The 18,773-nt window shown below is 42.7% G+C and carries 15 protein-coding genes; 5 read left to right on the top strand and 10 right to left on the bottom strand.

Annotated elements, in window-relative coordinates; genetic code table 11:
- Positions 1-420 precede the first annotated feature (420 nt).
- Positions 421-1,059 carry a hypothetical protein gene (locus A6J60_RS03190; protein WP_096064704.1) on the bottom strand — a complete coding sequence of 213 codons (639 nt, stop codon included), beginning with the start codon at positions 1,057-1,059 and terminating at the stop codon, positions 421-423.
- Between the two features lie 810 nt (positions 1,060-1,869).
- Between A6J60_RS03190 and A6J60_RS03185 the strand changes: the two genes are divergently transcribed.
- Both A6J60_RS03185 and A6J60_RS03180 read left to right on the top strand, forming a co-directional pair.
- Positions 1,870-2,142, top strand: coding sequence for an HU family DNA-binding protein (locus tag A6J60_RS03185; RefSeq protein WP_019672654.1), 273 nt, complete (start codon positions 1,870-1,872; stop codon positions 2,140-2,142).
- Positions 2,143-2,284: 142 nt separating this feature from the next.
- On the top strand, positions 2,285-4,159 hold the full coding sequence (locus tag A6J60_RS03180; RefSeq protein WP_096064703.1) for a SurA N-terminal domain-containing protein: 1,875 nt from the start codon (positions 2,285-2,287) through the stop codon (positions 4,157-4,159).
- A 162-nt stretch (positions 4,160-4,321) separates the two neighbouring features.
- Here A6J60_RS03180 and purH read toward each other — a convergent pair whose 3' ends face one another.
- The 6 genes from purH to mrcB all read right to left on the bottom strand — a co-directional run bounded on the left by purH (position 4,322) and on the right by mrcB (position 11,465).
- Entirely contained in the window at positions 4,322-5,896 is a 1,575-nt protein-coding gene (gene purH / locus A6J60_RS03175) for a bifunctional phosphoribosylaminoimidazolecarboxamide formyltransferase/IMP cyclohydrolase (protein WP_096064702.1), read from the bottom strand.
- A 245-nt stretch (positions 5,897-6,141) separates the two neighbouring features.
- Complete coding sequence (locus A6J60_RS03170) at positions 6,142-6,444, bottom strand: helix-turn-helix domain-containing protein (RefSeq protein ID WP_096064701.1); 303 nt, start codon at positions 6,442-6,444, stop codon at positions 6,142-6,144.
- A 111-nt stretch (positions 6,445-6,555) separates the two neighbouring features.
- Positions 6,556-7,479, bottom strand: coding sequence for a 50S ribosomal protein L11 methyltransferase (gene prmA, locus A6J60_RS03165; RefSeq protein ID WP_096064700.1), 924 nt, complete (start codon positions 7,477-7,479; stop codon positions 6,556-6,558).
- Between the two features lie 235 nt (positions 7,480-7,714).
- Positions 7,715-7,996: a tetratricopeptide repeat protein gene (locus A6J60_RS13355; RefSeq protein ID WP_096064699.1), complete on the bottom strand. Its 282-nt coding sequence runs from the start codon at positions 7,994-7,996 to the stop codon at positions 7,715-7,717.
- A gap of 223 nt (positions 7,997-8,219) precedes the next feature.
- The gene (locus tag A6J60_RS03155; protein ID WP_096064698.1) at positions 8,220-8,648 is read right to left on the bottom strand and encodes a hypothetical protein; all 429 of its coding nucleotides are present in this window, start codon (positions 8,646-8,648) and stop codon (positions 8,220-8,222) included.
- A gap of 279 nt (positions 8,649-8,927) precedes the next feature.
- Positions 8,928-11,465 (bottom strand): penicillin-binding protein 1B, encoded by a 2,538-nt coding sequence (mrcB, locus tag A6J60_RS03150; RefSeq protein ID WP_227526042.1) that lies wholly within the window; start codon positions 11,463-11,465, stop codon positions 8,928-8,930.
- Positions 11,466-11,897: 432 nt separating this feature from the next.
- Between mrcB and A6J60_RS03145 the strand changes: the two genes are divergently transcribed.
- Positions 11,898-14,981 carry a heavy metal translocating P-type ATPase gene (locus A6J60_RS03145; protein WP_096066444.1) on the top strand — a complete coding sequence of 1,028 codons (3,084 nt, stop codon included), beginning with the start codon at positions 11,898-11,900 and terminating at the stop codon, positions 14,979-14,981.
- A 219-nt stretch (positions 14,982-15,200) separates the two neighbouring features.
- On the opposite strand, the gene A6J60_RS03140 is transcribed toward A6J60_RS03145, so the two are convergent.
- Entirely contained in the window at positions 15,201-15,923 is a 723-nt protein-coding gene (locus tag A6J60_RS03140) for a Bax inhibitor-1/YccA family membrane protein (protein WP_096064697.1), read from the bottom strand.
- A gap of 257 nt (positions 15,924-16,180) precedes the next feature.
- Here A6J60_RS03140 and A6J60_RS03135 point away from each other — a divergent pair, with 257 nt between their 5' ends.
- Positions 16,181-17,197 carry an NAD(+) kinase gene (locus A6J60_RS03135; RefSeq protein WP_193778016.1) on the top strand — a complete coding sequence of 339 codons (1,017 nt, stop codon included), beginning with the start codon at positions 16,181-16,183 and terminating at the stop codon, positions 17,195-17,197.
- A 57-nt stretch (positions 17,198-17,254) separates the two neighbouring features.
- Positions 17,255-17,566, top strand: a complete 312-nt coding sequence (locus A6J60_RS03130; RefSeq protein WP_096064696.1) for a YeaC family protein — start codon at positions 17,255-17,257, stop codon at positions 17,564-17,566.
- 111 nt (positions 17,567-17,677) lie between these two features.
- Here A6J60_RS03130 and A6J60_RS03125 read toward each other — a convergent pair whose 3' ends face one another.
- Positions 17,678-18,052 carry a HopJ type III effector protein gene (locus A6J60_RS03125; RefSeq protein ID WP_096064695.1) on the bottom strand — a complete coding sequence of 125 codons (375 nt, stop codon included), beginning with the start codon at positions 18,050-18,052 and terminating at the stop codon, positions 17,678-17,680.
- Positions 18,053-18,197: 145 nt separating this feature from the next.
- Positions 18,198-18,443, bottom strand: a complete 246-nt coding sequence (csrA, locus tag A6J60_RS03120) for a carbon storage regulator CsrA (RefSeq protein WP_019672642.1) — start codon at positions 18,441-18,443, stop codon at positions 18,198-18,200.
- Between the last annotated feature and the right edge of the window lie 330 nt (positions 18,444-18,773).

The following is an 18,773-nucleotide window of genomic DNA, read 5'->3' as shown; positions in this document are numbered from 1 at the left end:
AATAGCTTTTGGCAGATATATACGCTAAATCCATAATGGATACAATGATTTGACTACAGTGTTAAATAACGATGACCTGACTGTTATATTGAGGTTGGCAACGATTTTACAACCGCAAAAATGCAAAATTAATGGGTCAAATTTAGAGGCTAATAATTAATAAATAACTAATAAGAAGTGATTCATTAATTGAGGTAATTATTAAGTTAAACATAGCAAAACAGCAGTGAAGTAGAATGATACGAAAAAGGTGGTCGTGTTTAATAAGAAATTAATAAGAAAAATCATAAAAAATATGCTGATAAAAAAAAGCCAGCAACACAATGAGTGTCTGCTGGCTTTTTAAATTTTGATAAGTTAGTTAAAAATGCTAACTGTTCACAAGCTAAAAGGTATTTGTTTGACGCTAGCAGTGTGTGGTTAGCTGACCCAACCAATGACTGAAATAATGGCAATGATAGCTGCGATAACAAAGCCAATAAGCGTTAGTTTCTGCTTGCTTTGTAGCTCTTTTAAGCTCACTTCAAGCTCACGATTGCGTGTGCTTAGTGCATTAAGCTGCTGCTGTTGCTCTTGAATACGGGCTTTGTAATCTGGCTTGTCGCTGCTGTCAGATTCTTTACCGCCTTTGTCTTTACCCTTACCTTTAACCGTCTTAATGATACCTTGAAACAAGCTAGCAACGCCCAGTTGCACTAGGAAATGACGCGTCTCGTGAACTGTTTCGGTAGCGCCGCGCATGGTCAGCTTATTAATTTGGGTGGTTTCATTACTGATTAACGCATTAATTAGGTTGTGACTATAAGTGTTAATCACCACGTCAGGTTCAGTAACTTGTTTGGGTAGCTGGCTGTCTAGTAACACCCCTTTATTGGTAAAGGTAGCAAAAAATTGAGTGTGCGGTAGGTAAGTACGAACACAAATAACAGTGTTTTTCTTCGCTAGAGGATAGACAGCTTTGCGTAGGTTCGGGTCGAATCTTAAAACCAAGGTAATTGCAGATTCTGCAAGCACCAGTACGACATTAAGCAAAGAGTTTGATATCGAATTTTGACTCATACTAAACCTATTTGAATTTTAAAATTAAGCGCGATGCTGTTAAGGGAGGGTTATCATTAAATGGGATAAATAATAGCATAATGCAGCGCTGACGCCATAGGTATCATTGTGACTAATGTTATTTTAGGTTATAAATAAATGGTTTAAATGCAAATGGTCAATATTTTGGGCGCTGTAACACGTTAGAGTTATTGTATTAATTAGCATGGCTGTCATTATAGGTATGTATTGTTAGGCGAATAACTACTTAAGCTGCTAAATCTACTAAACCTACTAAGCATTGCTAGGCTAGAAAGCTGATATTTGTGTGACTGTCTATGCAACTATCTATGTAACTATTGGTGTGGCAATATACATCTTATAGCAGAAATTAACCCAATGATGCTTGAAAAACCAATGCGTTAAAGGTATAAAGTTAGTTAACGTTATAATATGAATCGATCAAATATTTTATACAGGTTGGCTTTTTGAGATAGGCTGGTTGTTTAGCACATAAGACGTTTGTCGCGAGAAGCATGCGAGTGATCATAAATGATACCCAAATGATTGCTTAAATCGGTTAATTAAGGCTAAATGGCACTAATAACCGTGATTTACGGCCTATAATGCGCAATAATATGTAAATTCACTTGCACATTTTAAGTCGGCTTGTTATAACTGCATTTACAAATTGCCTCGTTGATAATACTAGAAATAAAAAGGTGCATTTTTTTGCGCTATTGTGTAGTATTTAAGGGCTTGGCTATTGCTTAATTGACATTTAAGCGATAGAATTTATCCCCGAATTTAAATCTTTTAAAGGAACTCTTTATGAATAAATCAGAATTGGTTGATAGCATTGCTGAAAAAAGCGGTCTTAACAAAACTCAAGCTGCTGACGCTTTAAATGCTATGATGGAAAGTGTTGGTGAAGCGCTAGAAAACAATGACACAATTTCATTGGTAGGTTTTGGTACATTCAGCGTAAAAGAGCGTAAAGCACGCACTGGCCGTAACCCTAAAACTGGTGCTGAGTTACAAATTCCAGCAAGCCGCGTACCACATTTCAAAGCAGGTAAAGGTCTTAAAGATCGTTTAAACTAAGCCGATATTCGTGCTCAGTTAAGTGAGAATGCTGTCTTTAGTACATAATAACGCACCTTAGGGTGCGTTTTTTTTGTGTCAGACCTTATTTTCACGTATGATAGGGCGTTACCTTTTTATTAACCAATGACTGATATGTACTATGGAATCGATACGTAATTTTCTCAAAAGTTGGCCTGGAAGAATTTTCTTAATGCTGTGTCTATCGCCATTAGCGATACTGGGGCTGGAAAGTTATTTTAGTGGCGGAACAAGTGTTAATGAAGTGGCGAAAGTCGGCGAGCAATCTATTAGCCGTATGGACTATCAAAACAGCATCAATACTCGTCGAACAGAGTTGTTAGAAGGTGGTGTTGAAGCCAGTGCCATTAATACCAATGTATTAAACAAAGAAGTATTAAAAAGTTTGATTAACCGTGCCTTGTTGCGCAATCAAACTGAACAACTGGGTATGCACGTATCTGATAGCGTTATTAATAATATCTTGCTACAAGATCCACAGTACTTAGATCAAGATGGTCAGTTCTCAAACGATCGCTTTGCCTTTGCATTACAACAGCAGGGCATTACTAAAGATCAGTTATTCGCTGAGTATCGTCAGCAGTTAAACTTAATGCAGCTATACGCCAGTGTTGCTCAGACTGCCTTGTATCCTGAAGCGGATATCAATGATTTGTTAGCATTGCAGCTAGAGACACGTGATGCATGGGTCTACCGCCTGCCATGGGAGCAATTCCAAGACAAAGTGACTGTGTCGCAAGCTGAGATTGAAAACTATTATAATGAACATAAAAATGACTTAAATAGCTTAGCTATGGTTGACCTGTCTTACATTAAGCTGGATCCAGAAGCGTTGACGGTCAGTCCTGTGACAGAAGATGAGATTCAGGCTCAATATGATGCGTATAAAGCGCGCTTTGTTGGTAACTATACTCAGCAAATCAGCCAAATTTTGATTACAGGTGATAAGGCCCAAGATACCATCAAGCAACTTGAACAGCGTATCAAAGATGGCGAAGACTTTGCTGCATTGGCCAAGGAATATTCGGCAGACTCTGTCAGTGCCCCGAAAGGCGGTGATATTGGTACCTTCAACCCAGATGCATTCGGTGAAGACGGTCAAAAAGTTGCTAAAGCTATCGAATCGTTAAGTGTGGGTCAAGTTTCAGCTCCAGTAAAAACCAGCTTTGGTTATCAGTTATTTAAGGTCACCAAGATGTCTGGTGATGATATGCCAACGCTTGAACAGATGCGTGAAGAGTTAACGGCACAAGCTGAGCGTCAGAAAAAAGAAGAGCTGATCGCTGATAAAATCATGCGCATTAATGATATGGCGACCGATGGGGTGGGTATCGAAGAAATTGCCGCGCAAGAAGAGCTGACGGTACATAAGCTAAAAGATTATACCAAGGTTAATAATCAAACTGAGCTACGTCAGCCTGCGGTTATTGAAGCTGCCTTTGATGACTTCACCATTCAAGATGAGTCAGTCAGTCCAAGTGTTAAAGTTAACTCTGGCACCTTATGGGTACAACCTACCAATTATCGCCCGGTTGCTCCGTTAACATTGGCAGAAGCGACTGCACAGATTAAAGAGACCTTAACCAAGCAAAAAGCCAGTGAATTGGCATTGGTTGAAGCCAAGCGCATCATGGAAACGGTGAATGATAAAGGTATGTCTGCTGCCAGCGTTACCTTTAGTCCATTGGGTAAAATTAACCGTCAAAATCCACTGTTAACCACAGAGGAGAAGGCGATGGCATTTAGTCAAGACACCGAAGGCGATAAACTGTTGTCGGTCTCTGATATCACAGATACCGGTGCGACAGTATTGGTGCTAGGCTCTATTGATAAGGGCTCTATGAAAGATGTCCCACAAGCTGAGTTGGCACAAGTGATGTTTGATATGAGAGATACCCGCGGACAAGAGCAGTTCAGCGATTATATTGAATATCTACGTGTATCAACGCCTATTAAAGAGAACGAAGCTGTGATCAATGAGGTAGGCGGTCTTTAAGGTTTAGTGGCCGTTGAACCAAACAGCTTGCTCTATAGGCTAGATAGTTAATATTAAATGTTGTAAAAATTGAACGTTACAAAAAAGCCGCTTTAGTTATCACTAAAGCGGCTTTTTGTTGTTTGCTAAAAACTAACTATATATCGGTTTACTGCTATCGGCTTAGTGACGGAAATGACGCATACCGGTAAATACCATAGCGATGCCATGTTCGTTAGCAGCGGCAATGGTCTCATCATCACGGATAGAGCCACCTGGCTGAATAATGGCTTTGATACCGACTTCAGCCGCATTATCGATACCATCTCTGAATGGGAAGAAGGCATCAGAAGCCATCACCGCACCTTGAGTGGTTAGATTCGCATGCTCTGCTTTAATCGCTGCAATGCGTGCTGAGTTAACACGGCTCATCTGACCAGCACCGATACCAACGGTACGCTGATCTTTACCATAGACGATGGCGTTAGATTTAACGTATTTCGCTACGGTCCAGGTGAATAATAAATCATTCATTTGTTCCGCTGTAGGCTGTAGGTCAGTGACTACTTTAAGGTCATCAATACCGATTAAACCTAAATCTTGGTTTTGGACTAATAAGCCGCCAGTGACACGTTTGTAGTCTAACTGAGGTGCACGCTGTTGTGGGTCAGGTAGCTGGCCACAAGTCAGAACGCGTACGTTTTTCTTCTTCGCAGTGACTTCTAGCACACCTTCTTCTAGGCTTGGTGCAATAATGACTTCTGCAAACTGTGTATCAACAATGGCCTGAGCCGTTTTTACACTTAGAGGACGGTTAAAGGCGATAATGCCACCAAAAGAAGACTCAGGGTCTGTGCTAAAGGCAGTTTTGTAGGCTTGAGTCTGATCTGCATCAATCGCAACACCACAAGGGTTGGCATGTTTAACAATCACACAGGCTGATTCGCTAAATGATTTAACACACTCTAAAGCGGCGTCAGTATCCGCGATGTTGTTATATGACAGCTCTTTACCTTGATGCTGCTGAGCAGTTGAGATACTGCCTTCGCCTGAACCATTGGTCTCAACATAGAAAGCGGCTTTTTGATGTGGGTTTTCACCGTAGCGTAAGTCTTGTGCTTTTTGCAGCTGTAGGTTGAAGGTACGTGAAAAGTCTTCAGGCTCATCAAATGATTGTAAGCGGCTGCCTAAGAAGTTAGCAATCATGCCGTCATATTGAGCCGTGTGCTCAAACGCTTTAACTGCTAGGTCAAAGCGAGTTTGCTGCGATAAGCTACCAGACTGTTTTAGCTCTTGTAAGATAGCGTCATAGTCGGCTGGGCTAGTAACAATGGCAACATGCTCATGGTTCTTAGCTGCTGAACGAACCATGGTTGGGCCACCAATATCGATGTTCTCAATAGCATCTGCTTTGGTGACATCAGGCTTAGCAACCGTTTGTGCGAATGGATATAGGTTAACGACCACTAGGTCAATAGGGCGAATACCATGTTCGCTCATAACAGCATCATCTTGACCACGGCGACCTAAAATACCGCCATGAATTTTTGGATGCAATGTTTTAACACGGCCATCCATCATTTCGGCAAAGCCTGTGTAATCGGCAACTTCTGTAACGGCGATGCCATTTTCAGATAGTAGGCGATAAGTGCCACCGGTAGATAATAGGTCGTATCCTGCTTCAATCAGGCCTTTTGCAAAGCTTTCGACGTTTGATTTATCAGAAACAGAAATAAGAGCGTACGGCTTATCAGACATAGTTTTTCCCATAGTGTGTACGATAAAAAAGAGAGTTAGATGCAATGATCAGGGTTGCATAGTGCTAAGTTAAGCAGTTGACTACGGCTTAAATGACAACTGTTTAATGCCACTTGGCGCAAGCAGCTATTATAACAGATGACAAAGGGTTATTAATAAAAAAGCACCCGGTTTAAGGTGCTCTGTTTTTAGATAATGCGTAATAATAAATGTTAAGTTTGGGTGCCATTAAGATAGGTGAGGGTTTACATCAGGCCATACAGCTGCATTTTCTTTCTTAATGTGCCGCGATTTAAACCAAGTATTAACGCTGTTTTAGATTGATTGCCATCAGTTTGAGCCAGTACCACTTCTAATAACGGCTTTTCAACCTCTTGTAAGATGGTTTGATACAAGTTGGTCGGGGTTTGTCCTTCAAGCTCAATAAAGTACTGCTCAACGGCATGCTGAACATGTTGACGTAGTGGGGCACGAGGTACAGCACCCAATGCCAGGTCTTCATGGATGGCAGGGCTTGGGTTATTGTGTGAAGATAGTTGGTTGCTCATGGTAGTATCAAATCAATTACTGTAGTGACGGTTGCTAGCAGTTGAGCTGCTAGCATTTTAATTAATAGCGTATTAACGACTGATTTAAGTCAGTTGTTAAAATAAAAAACTCTACTTAGGCGATACAGTCAGTGTGCCAGATAAGCGATGCCAGTGTGCATCATCTTGCTTTTCATAGCTGTGATGGCCATCTAAATTAAACCATGGGCTGTAGGCCTGTTTGACATCCTCTAATTGCTCAGAGATTAAGCCGGCCAATACAATACCGCCAGCAGGCTTAATTAAGGTGGCTAAGTAAGGAGCTAAATCCATTAATGGTTTAGCTAAGATATTGGCAGTAATGATGTCTGCTTGTGCAATGCGTCCTGATGAGAATGCTTCGGCAAAGTCGTCAGGCAAAAACGCTTCAAGCTGATCATTAACTTGGTTGCGCTCTGCATTTTGCTTGGTTGCCAGTACCGCTTGAGGGTCAATATCGACACTATAGACTTGCTTAGCACCGAGTAAAAGCGCGGCAATACCTAAGATTCCTGAGCCACAGCCGTAGTCAATAACCACTTTGTCTTTTAAGTCTTGATCGGTCAACCAGTCCAAACATAAGCGGGTAGTGGCATGGTATCCGGTACCGAAAGCCAGACCTGGGTCCATCATAATGTTAATTGCATCAGGATTGGGCGGTGTCATCCACTTTGGTACGATCCATAAATTATTAGTGCACTCAATCGGCACGTAATGTGACATCCACTCACGCTCCCAATCAGTATCAGCTAGGGCAGTGGTCCATACGCGACTGGCATTAACCTCAACAGCAATAGTCTGAGCTAAAGCTTCGATATCTTGAGCATTGTCTGCGCTAAACAGGCCGGTTAAGATGACCTCATCCCAAAGAGGGGATTGGCCAGGAAGCGGTTCGAATAGCGGCTGGTCACCGGCATCTTCTAAGCTAATTGATAACGCACCTGATTCTAATAGTAAGGTTTCTGCCAGTTCAACGTCTTGTTTTGCACATTGTAGGTGCAGTTGTTGCCAATCCATAATATTCCTTAGAAAAATTGATACCAGTACCGAGATTCGGTAGTCTGTTTTTATTTAATGTAATCGATATAACTTATTAACTGAAAGGGTGTGCTTTAACGCTTTAATTTAAGTGTTTTAAGTTAACAGTCAGCATGCTTTATTTTAGCCTGAATGTCGGTTATATAACAGTCAAATAAAGCAACGGCAGCTACTGTATCAGTCGACTATCAAAATTAGTTATAAAAACCGGCTATCAAAACTGAGCCAGTGCAGCTCTTGCTTCGTTAATAACACGGGTATTGCCTTGATCTTGTGCTGCCATCAATACCAGTTGCCATAAGGCCTTTTTCCGCGCTGATGACTGAGCCACGACCAAGCCACGGCGGGCCATGGCTTCCGCTTTTAACGGTTGGTTTTGTTTTAACGCAACCTGACTTAAATAGAAATAAACCGCTGACGATTGCGGTGCCAAACGCTGTGCACGAGTAAAAGTGCTTTGCGCAGCACTTAGCTGACCTTGGCGCAGCTGATTCACTCCTGTATCCATCAATTTACGAAAGGCAGGAAGGTCATTGCCATCTTGGATGGTTGTGGTTGGCCTTGTGGTCTGCCCACTGTTTTGACGCGCCTGATCGAGCAGTATTTGCTGAGTGGTCTTAGCATCTGGTCTAGGTGGAGGGGTAATGGGCTCAACTCTGGTAGCTGGCGCAGGCTTAATCGGTGTTGGGGTTGCCGGTTCAGAGGGCTTTACTGATACTTCAGGCTCTATATAAGTCAGTTTCTACTGGTAGCTCAGCTATAGGCTCTGCTGAAGATGGACTATTATCAGGCTTAGGTTGTGCTGGAGTAGACGTCGTCGCCGATGTTTGTGAGTTATCAATAACAACTGGTTCTGTTGGAGAAGGTGATGATGTAGGCGTCGATGCTGAGCCTGATGTATGACTTGTTTGCTCTGTGGTGTTTTGACTATCATTGGGCGTGGTAGTAATGACAGAAGGTGTCTGATTTTGCGACGAATTAGGCGTTTGAGTCGTCTGAGTAGATTGGGCCGGTGTTGATGCTGGCCCAGATAAGCCTTCGGTCGTCTGACAGCCAGTTATTGCGCCTGTCATTAGCACAGCGAAACCAATGGGAGTGATAAAGGATTGAAAGCGGCGTGTTGCTCGAATAATAGAAGGCATATACATGCTTGAGTCCGTTAATAATTGGCGTCAGATTAATAGGCAATAGGCGTTAGAAGATCATTTAGGGTCTGCTAAACTTTAACATATGGCAATCAAGTGCGTTTCAATCCAAATGTATTTGATTGAGATAACCCTTGATTTAGATAAACATAGTTTAACAGACCCAAGCTTAGAAACAGTGTGGTCATAGCAGTTTGGTATTGACAACCAAACAGCAGAGATAACGCTAAGCCTGATTGAACCGGTGACTTGATTGACTGCTGCTCAATTGATGTTAAAGCATTAGAACCATTCTAGTGCTTTATTATACCAAGTGTCATTGCGGTCATTGCTGTCATTATTATCCTCTCGTTCAACCGGTTGAGACTCAGATGCTTCTGATTGTGAGATACCTTCGCCTTCTGGCAAACCTTCTACTTCAGCATCGTCATCTAACTGACGGCTTTGGTCTAATAGTCCTTTGTGCTGATTTCTAAACCACTGTAAGCGTTGACGTTCTTGCTCTTGTTGATAGATGTTTAACGCACACTCACTGGCTTCTTCAGGTAAGTACTTACTAAGCACTGGCACAAAACGCGCACCTTCACAGCTTTCGTGTGACAGCTTGCCAGTCCCAGTCTCTAACCACAACCATTCGACACTATCAGGCTGCATCAGCTCAACTGGTGTTAAACGTAGGCGGTTCATATAATCTTTCCATACTGGCAAGGCACCACTGCCGCCGCTAAGACTGATAGGCTGGTTATCATCACGACCGACCCAAACCACACTCACATAGTTGCCACTGTAACCGGCAAACCAGGCATCACGATAGTCATTAGTCGTTCCAGTTTTACCTGCCAGATTCAACTTGCTACCCAGTGATTTGATAGAGGTCGCTGTACCACTACGCACCACTTCTTGTAGGCCATAGTTAGTGACATAGTTCACATCTGGAGCGATACTGCGCTTGGTGTCTAATCCTGAGCGTTGTAGGATTTGACCGCGATTATCAACCACAGAGCGAATACTAATCAGTGGCGTTCTAAAGCCGCCAGCGGCCATTACTTGATACATACCCAATACTTGCATTGGGCTCAGCTCAACCGATCCCAAGAAGATAGATGGGTAGGTCGGTATCTCTTCTGTAATACCCAAACGATGCATTTGATTGATAAATGGCGACACGCCAAATTCAACGCCGGTATTAACCGCTGCTTGGTTGTAAGACTTAGACAAGGCGGTTAATAAAGGCACATAGCCATGATCACGTCCGTCATAATTCTTTGGACTCCAGGTTGAGCCGTCCGGCATACTTAAAGTCACTGGGTTGTCATTGACTGGGCTGGCAAGGTTATATTTACCACTTTCAATGGCCTGCATATAAATGAATGGCTTCAGTAATGACCCCACTTGACGCTTGGCATCAACAGCACGGTTGAACCCAGTAAACTCACTACCACTACCGACCACAGCGACCAGCTCACCAGAGCTTGGATTGGCGCTCACCAAAGCTGCTTGCAGTGACTTGGTTTTGCTGCTGCGATTACGCAGTGATTTAAGCTGCTTATCTACTGCGGCATCGGCAGCCAACTGGGCAATCGGATCCATGGTGGTAAAGACTTTAAGGCCTTCGTTCTTTAAGTCTTCAGCATGATAGTTGTTTTGTAGTTCGCGCTTAACCACATCCATAAAGTCAGGGAATAGGCTTTTACCTGTACTTGGTTTTGCGACCACATCTAATGGCTGAGCAATGGCTTCATCGTAGGTTGCTTGATCAATTTTGCCAGTGGTTAGCATATTGGCCAATACCGTATTACGTCTTTCTAACGCGCGCTCAGGGTTACGGCGTGGGTTGTAATAACTGGTGCCTTTAGCCAGACCAACAAGCATCGCCTGCTGGTCAAGACGCAACTCTTTTAAAGGTTGATTAAAATAAAACTGCGCAGCTAAACCAAAGCCATTAATAGAGCGATTGCCATTTTGACCTAAGTTAATTTCATTTAAATAGGTCTGTAGAATTTCGTTTTTATCGTAATGCAGCTCAAGCAGTAATGACATTACCGCTTCATTGGCTTTGCGCTTTAAGGTACGGTCTGAGCTTAAAAAGAAGTTTTTAACCAATTGCTGAGTGATAGTTGAGCCACCTTGCATCGAGCCGCCTTGCAGGTTGTTATAAATGGCGCGACCAATGCCTTTGATTGATACCCCTTTATGCTGATAAAAACTGCGATCTTCAGTCGCAATCAGAGCATCAATTAAGGGCTGAGGAATCTCTGAGATTGGCAATACAATACGGTCTTCATTATTATCAGGATAGATGCCACCGATGGTTGCCGGCTCAATGCGCACAATACCTGTATCATTGGGCTGAGTGCTTTGGATACTGACAACTTTAGAGTCCTGAATTTTAATCTTAATCACTTGTTCAGGATCAACATCATTGGCGCTATAACTAAATCCACGGGTATGAATGATATACTGACCAGACGACTTATTATAGGTGCCGGTACGATCATAATTTGAGCTGGATTTGTAATTGAGCAGATCTAGCCAGGTATCTAGGTTTTTAGTGGTCAGTGGTGCGCCTTGATACAGCTCTAATGGTTGTGAGTAAACCTTGGCCGGAATGTTCCAGCGCTTACCTTCAAACTTAGTAGTAATCACTCTGTCTTGCTTAATCAGATACATGGCTAAGACGAGCATGCCCACTATAATAATGATGAGCAGCAAAAAGCTAACCACCGAACCACGTTGTTGTTCAGGATTTGGTGGGGTATTGGTGGGGTGTTTTTTTGAGTGTGTTTGCTGCAGCTTGTTGCTTGATGGGTTGTGATGCACGATAGTTTTACCAACATAAAAAAAGACTCGATTATAATGACGTAAAATGGCTTTATTTTCAATGCAATTGCCGTCATTGCCTTGCTATATGGTGATATAACATCCGCTTTTCATTGCTTTTTCACACTTTGCTACCATTGTAATTATAAACGCGTAACATAGCGGTTCTTCAGATAGATGTTTTGTTAGAGGCAACTGCCTCAAAACGTAGAATCTAGATTTAACTTTGAATACAGACATCGAGTACAGATAGCTGATTCACCGGCGACAGATACCTGATACAATAGTCAGTTGATTATCCTTATTATCTAGCAGCTTATATTCAAATCACATTATTGCCATACCTGTTATTTATATCTCATTGAGATATTCGAGATTTCAGGTATGCGCTCTGCTTAACACTTAATTGTGTCACTGGTTGTGAATAACATTATGACTCATCCTAAAGACATCACCAATAATACTGCAGCATCAAAACAGACCACACACTCTAGCGAAGATTTGCCACAAGCAGATCAACAATATGCTTACTTAGAAGAAGACATTAGTAATCTGGTGCTACCGCCAGAGGGGCACTGCTTTCATTGTGCTGAGCCTGTACCTAATCCACCGTTTCATGCTTTTGTATTAGGTGAGTCACGCCTGATGTGCTGTTTGGGCTGTCAGTTGGCTGCTGAAAGTATCGTCGAGGCAGGGTTGGAGCAGTACTATTTAGATCGCTCAGAGATTAACCGTACTGCTAGTTTGCCAACACAGCTTGATCGCTTGCAGGCATACGATCATGATGATATTAAATCGCAGTTTGTGTATGCCTCAGGCGATAAGTCAGTTGCAGAGCTGTCGGTCAATAATTTGCGCTGTGCAGCTTGTACTTGGCTGATTGAAACTCGGCTGTATGAGCTTGAAGGCGTTGATACGTGTCAGGTGAATTTGACCAATCAACGCATGCGTGTGATTTGGGATGAAAATAAACTGCCGATCAGTGATATTTTGGCCACCATTAATCAAATAGGCTATGACGCTAAGCCTTATCGTCAAGATACCCATGAGGCGATGCTGGCACGCCATAACAAAACCATGCTGATACGACTGGGCATTGCTGCTTTAGGGGCAATGCAGGCGATGATGTTTGCGGTAGGGATGTATTTTGGTAATTACACCAGTTACAGCGGCATGTTGGTTGAGCAACGTGACTTTTTGCGTTGGGTGTCGTTATTTGTCAGTGTGCCGGTCTTCTTTTACTGTGCTGTGCCGTTTTTCAAATCGGCGATAGCGGCAGTAAGAGCACGTCAAGTCAATATGGATGTGCCGGTCAGTATTGCACTGACGGTGACCTTTTTTGCCAGTTTATACGCGACCATTACTGGCGGCGGTGAAACCTATTATGACTCGGTCAGTATGTTTGTGTTTTTCTTGTTGGCCGGGCGTTATATCGAGCATAATGCGCGCTTAAAAGCGGCTAATATGGCCAATGATTTGGTAGTCGTTGAGCCAACTTTGGTTCAGCGTATTGATTTTGCGCCGCAATTGGTCGCAGACATCATGGGTGTCAATAACTTAACGGCATCTACAGAGTCTACTAATAATCAGACAGATAGCGAGCTTGAGAGCAGTGATGACGCTGTAGGTCAGCAAAAGCAAGCTGATTTATTAGATACAGATGCGGCGCCCCTACAGTTGTCAGATTCTCAGCAGCAGAAATTGGCGCTATTGGGTGAGAAAATTCATACCATTCAACGTCATAAGTCGGCTTTGACCGTGCAAGACCAAGACAAATTAGATGCTCATTTAGATGGTCATGATGTAGATAAAAGCCAAGACCAGATTCAAGTTGGCACAGAGCACATCAATGAATTACCAAAAAATGAGCAGCAAGACAGTGAAGCAGTCACAGCGCACTCGTTGAATATCGGTGATGTGATTATGATTGAAGCCGGTAGTGAAGTGGTTGCTGACGGTATCTTATGTAGCGAAACAGCTACGGTGTCTCAAAGTTTGCTGACAGGTGAAAGTTTACTGCTGGTCAAACACAGAGGTGATAGGGTGATAGGCGGCTCACAAAATGACAGTCAGCCTTTTATTATGATTGTCACCGCGCTGCCTGAAAACAGCCAAATTGCATTGATTGACCGACTCATGAATCGTGCCATGAGTGAAAAACCGAAAGTAGCCGAGCAAGCAGATAGGTGGGCACGCTGGTTTGTGGCGCGCATCTTAGTATTGTCGGTGTTTGTATTTATTGGTTGGTACTTTATTGATCCGCAGCAAGCACTGTGGGCAACGGTAGCGGTTCTAGTGGCAACTTGTCCGTGTGCCTTGTCGTTAGCCACTCCGATAGCGTTAACCGTCTCTACCAACCGGTTGGCAAGCTATGGATTTTTGACCACACGTGGGCATACTATTCAGACTTTGGCTGAGATTACCCATGTGGCGTTTGATAAGACAGGTACGTTAACCTATGGCAAGCCAAACTTGCTGTATATCGAAACGTTACAACAAGCCGTATCAGATAACAATCAGTTAGAGGGTAGTGGCTCAAACAGCTTGCAACGAGATAACTTGCAGAATAATAGTGGACTACAAGATAAAGATGATCTGCTGGCGATAGCAGCGGCGCTCGAAGTGGGCAGTCGTCATCCAATCGCAACGGCCTTACTAGATGCCGCTTATCAGTTGCATTTACCACAGGTAAGCCAGTTGCAGCACCATACTGCAGGTGGCGTTGAAGCAGTTGTTGAAGATGTCGGTGGCGGTTATAAATACCGTCTCGGTCATATCGACTTTGCTTTGAATAATACGCATGCTAATGAACAATCTTCAAGCCAAGCGGCTCTGACCAGTCAATTGATGCAAAACTTCGATTTAGAGAATGCGCTTAAACAGCGTCAAGCCAGTACTGCGGTGATGTTAACCCGCTATGTTACAGACTCTGAAATGGATGATACCGATTCTGGTGCTTGGCAGCCGGTGGCACTGTATTATTTCAATGATAGTGTGCGTGAAGGGGTTGCGCAGATGATAGCCGCCTTAAAGCAGCAGAATATACAGCCGCTGATATTAACCGGTGACCCAAGTAGCCATGCGCAAGTGGTAGCAGATCAACTGGGCATTGATAGCGTTTACTCAGGCTTATCACCAACTGATAAAGTTAATCACATTAAGCAGCTGCAGCAACAAGGCCATGTGGTGATGATGGTAGGTGATGGTATTAATGATGCGCCAGTGTTGGCGGCCGCTAATATTTCTACTGCGATTGCAGGCGCCGCAGATTTAGCGCAAGTATCAAGTGATAGCGTTATCTTAAATGGCAAAGTGTCAGCGGTTTATGATGCTAAGCGGATAGCTGACAAGGCGCATAAGATTATTAAGCAAAATATACACTGGGCAATCAGTTACAACTCATTAGTATTACTACCCGCAGCCTTTGGTTATGTACCGCCTTGGTTGGCAGCGATTGGCATGTCGTTAAGTTCACTGGTTGTGGTGCTAAATGCGTTACGTCTACAACGTGCTTAATCCATCTATAGTCAGTGAACCGCTAAATGGTTACGGTGTTAACCTTGCTAAGTCTACATTTGTAGTACTTGCGCCCGGTTGCCTAATAGCCATTTGAGACGTCTCTGACGATAGTATATGAACCTTCTGATCAAAGATTATGGGAATAAAAAAAGGGTCGTAATTTACGACCCTGTTTATTATTAGCTTGTTTTATGACTGGTTTATAAGCGCATTAGTTTAGTCTTGGAAATGGCTTAATAGACGCATGAATTCAAAGTACATCCAAACCAGAGTGGCTAAGATGCCAATACCAAATACCCACTCATATTCTTCTGATACGCCAGCAGCAACGCCACGTTCAATGTTATCGAAGTCTAACAGTAGGCTAAATGAGGCAATCACAACCACAAATAGGCTAAAGCCAATAGCGACTAAGCCGCCAGTTTGAAACAAAAATGGTAGGCTAGAGCCAAATAGAACAAAGCCCCATTGCACCAAATAAATCAGCATAATAGCAATGATGGCAGACATCATGATTGAGCGGAACTTTTCATTGACCTTAATGACGCCAGAGCGATATAAGCCCAGCATGACTGCTGCAGTAACGAAGGTTGCTGCTAATGCATTGACTGGAATAGTGGGGTCAATGCCAGCGAACATGATAGAGACACCGCCTAAAAATAGACCTTCTAGAATGGCGTAAGGCGCAGCCAGCGCTTTTGCCTTTTGCGGCTTCATGGTAATAAAGATGCCCATACCAAAGGCAGCAAACATACTACCGAAGGTAATCATTTGGGTCATACCAGCGCTCAGACCACCACTGATAATAAAAAAGAAAAAGCCAATGGCAGCAAGTGCACTTAAGCCAAGTAAAAAACTGGTTTTATGCACAACGCCTTGAACGGTCATTGCTCTGCCGCCAACAGTAAGCTCGGTGCGACTAACAATAGGGTTTGCCATGTTAAAAATCCTTTGAGTATTTTTAAGGGTTGGTTTAATAAAGTGTAATGTGTTTTATAATCAATTGTTTTAATATCATCGACTGTTTTCAACGGCTGAAATACAGCACAGTTATCGACAATAATAGCTTAATCAACTGAGTAGAGTAAAGTAATATTGCTACCAGTCTAGGCTGAACTCAACCAATAGTCTAATGCAGCAATGTATAGAATGTGATACGCTTAGCAATTATAATCAACCGTAAAGTTTAATCGTTAATGACCAACTCAATGAAGCTTAAGCCTATGGAAAGCTCTGCCCAGTCTGATAAGTTACCTAACTTGTCGAACTCGCCTCATTTCCACTCCATTAAGAACCCAGCATTTCGTCGGATTGGAGTAATGGGTCGTGCACGTAAACGTGGCGTAGTCACTACCATTCACGAAATTGGCCGCAGAATTAATGAAATGGGGCTAAGTCTTTATATTGACTCAGATACCGCAAGTTTACCTGAATTAGATTTAGCTAAGCTGAGCCAGTTACAAATCGTCAAGCGCAGCTTATTGGGCGAGATATGTGACTTGGTGATTGTGGTTGGCGGTGATGGTTCTATTTTGCAAGCGGCTCAAGCATTAGCGCGCTACCGGGTGCCAGTATTGGGTGTCAACCGTGGTCGTCTTGGGTTCTTAACAGATGTTAATCCAGATGAAGTCGGTGCTAAGCTGCGTCAGGTGTTGATGGGGGACTATCAGCTTGATCAACGCTTCTTACTGGCGATGGAAGTGCGTGAAGGTCGCAACATTGTGCATCAAGACATGGCGCTAAATGATGTGGTGCTGCATGCTGGTAAGTCAGTACATATGATAGATTTTCAGCTTAATATTGATGGGCTAGATGTCTATCGTCAGCACAGCGATGGTTTAATTGTCGCCACGCCGACAGGCTCAACTGCTTACGCGTTGTCTGGCGGTGGTCCGATTATCCATCCTAGCTTAGATGCCATTTGTTTGGTGCCGATGCATCCGCATACTTTGTCGAGTCGTCCTATTGTGGTCAATGATCAAAGTGAGATTATGATTCACATTCACAGAGACAATCGCACTCAACCTATGGTGAGTGCAGATGGTAAGCAAAGTGTGGCGATTGAACAAGATCAAAAACTTTATATCCGTAAGCACCCTGATAAATTAACCTTATTGCATCCACCAGGTTTTGATTTTTATAAAGCCTGTCGCACTAAGTTAAATTGGAATGTGCATGCTGAAGAGTTCAGCATGGATGCAGATGACGACTAGACGCATTAAACTATTTTATTATCGTTATATTACGTTGTAAGCAAGCTGAGGTGGTATATGAACAAAGAAGAAGTATTGGCAGCAATGACCCCAGAATTGGTCGCGTCTTTTCGCACTGCGATTGAGATTGGTAAATGGCCAGATGGTCGTCGCTTAACAGCAGAGCAACGCGAAACTTGTATGCAGGCCGTGATGATTTGGGAACACGAAAACTTACCGCCAGAAGAGCGTATCGGTTTTATTCACAAACCTGTGAAAAAAGATGGCACTGTTGTCGGTGAGGAGTGCGATGTCGAGCACGACCGTCATTATCCAAACCTACCGAACCCAACAGGCGATATCCAACCGGTTAAATTCCGTGATCGCTAAAAGATAAATTAAAGCATTAGTTTGATCTGATTTAAAACGGCATAAAAAAAGACTAATCCATGGATTAGTCTTTTTTATTTAAATAGCTATTTTATATTTAAATAACGATAACTAGATATTTTTGACATCAACACTTGGACGCGGCGTTAATGGGTTTTTCTCCATTAAAAAGGCTTGCCATCCCCAGTGCAAAAAGTTACGGATATTGGCGTGATCGGTACCATTAGGCGTCGCTAATACCGAATGATAGTGCTCACCAAATAATGCTAATGTATCTAGCTGATTGAGCTGATGATGCTTGGCAAAGCCAAATACTTTGGCACTGCCTTCATTCTCACCCGGTTCATTAACTGCATCACCATTAACGAATTTGACCGGTGTATAGCGGTAAAAATCATCAATGAAGTTGATTACATCGTTAAAACCAATGGCTTTTTTACTTAGCCCGTTCAATAGTGCAGACACGTCAGAATCTCGGATACCCATAATGCCCTCATTATCAAATGTAAAATTAGAATTCGTATCGTAGCCGGTGATGACTTAAGTCTTATATATAGTATATGTCTTATATAAAGCTATTAAGTCATCGAGCTTATTAAGTGATATCAATTAATTAATAAGGATTATCGGCCTAGCGATTAAAAAAATCATCATCGTCAAATGACGCAGGGAAGTTACCTTGTTCTAGATGTTGCATTTGTGATTGCATCGCACGCTCATGCTGGATGCGCTGATAGATTTCTTCACGGTGAACAGCGATATCTTTTGGTGCATTAACACCAATACGTACTTGGTTGCCTTTCACGCCCAGTACAGTTACGCTGACTTCGTCACCAATCATTAAGGTTTCGCCAACACGGCGGGTTAAAATTAGCATGCGTCACACTCCTTATGTCGCAAAAAAGTTAATTGGCTTAAGCCAAATAATAAAATACTCATAACGTTGCCCATTAAGTTTGCCCTGTAAAAGAGGCGACCTTTATAGTCCAATGCCAGTTTACTGCTCACTTATTACTGAAGCACAAATGTTACGAAAGCAACCGTTTTACTAATAAATATCTAGGCTAGTAAGACGGGCTCTGAACAAAGCGTAAAGTAAAGCGCTGAGTAAGTAAAGCGGTTGGCATAACTATGTGTGATGCATTTGCCCTTAAGTTGAATCAATCAGTTAGCATAGCAGTAGAAGAAAACAACTTAAAATACATCA

Source organism: Psychrobacter sp. FDAARGOS_221 (genome assembly GCF_002313155.2).
Lineage (GTDB): Bacteria > Pseudomonadota > Gammaproteobacteria > Pseudomonadales > Moraxellaceae > Psychrobacter.
This window is presented reverse-complemented; position numbering and strand designations above follow the sequence as displayed.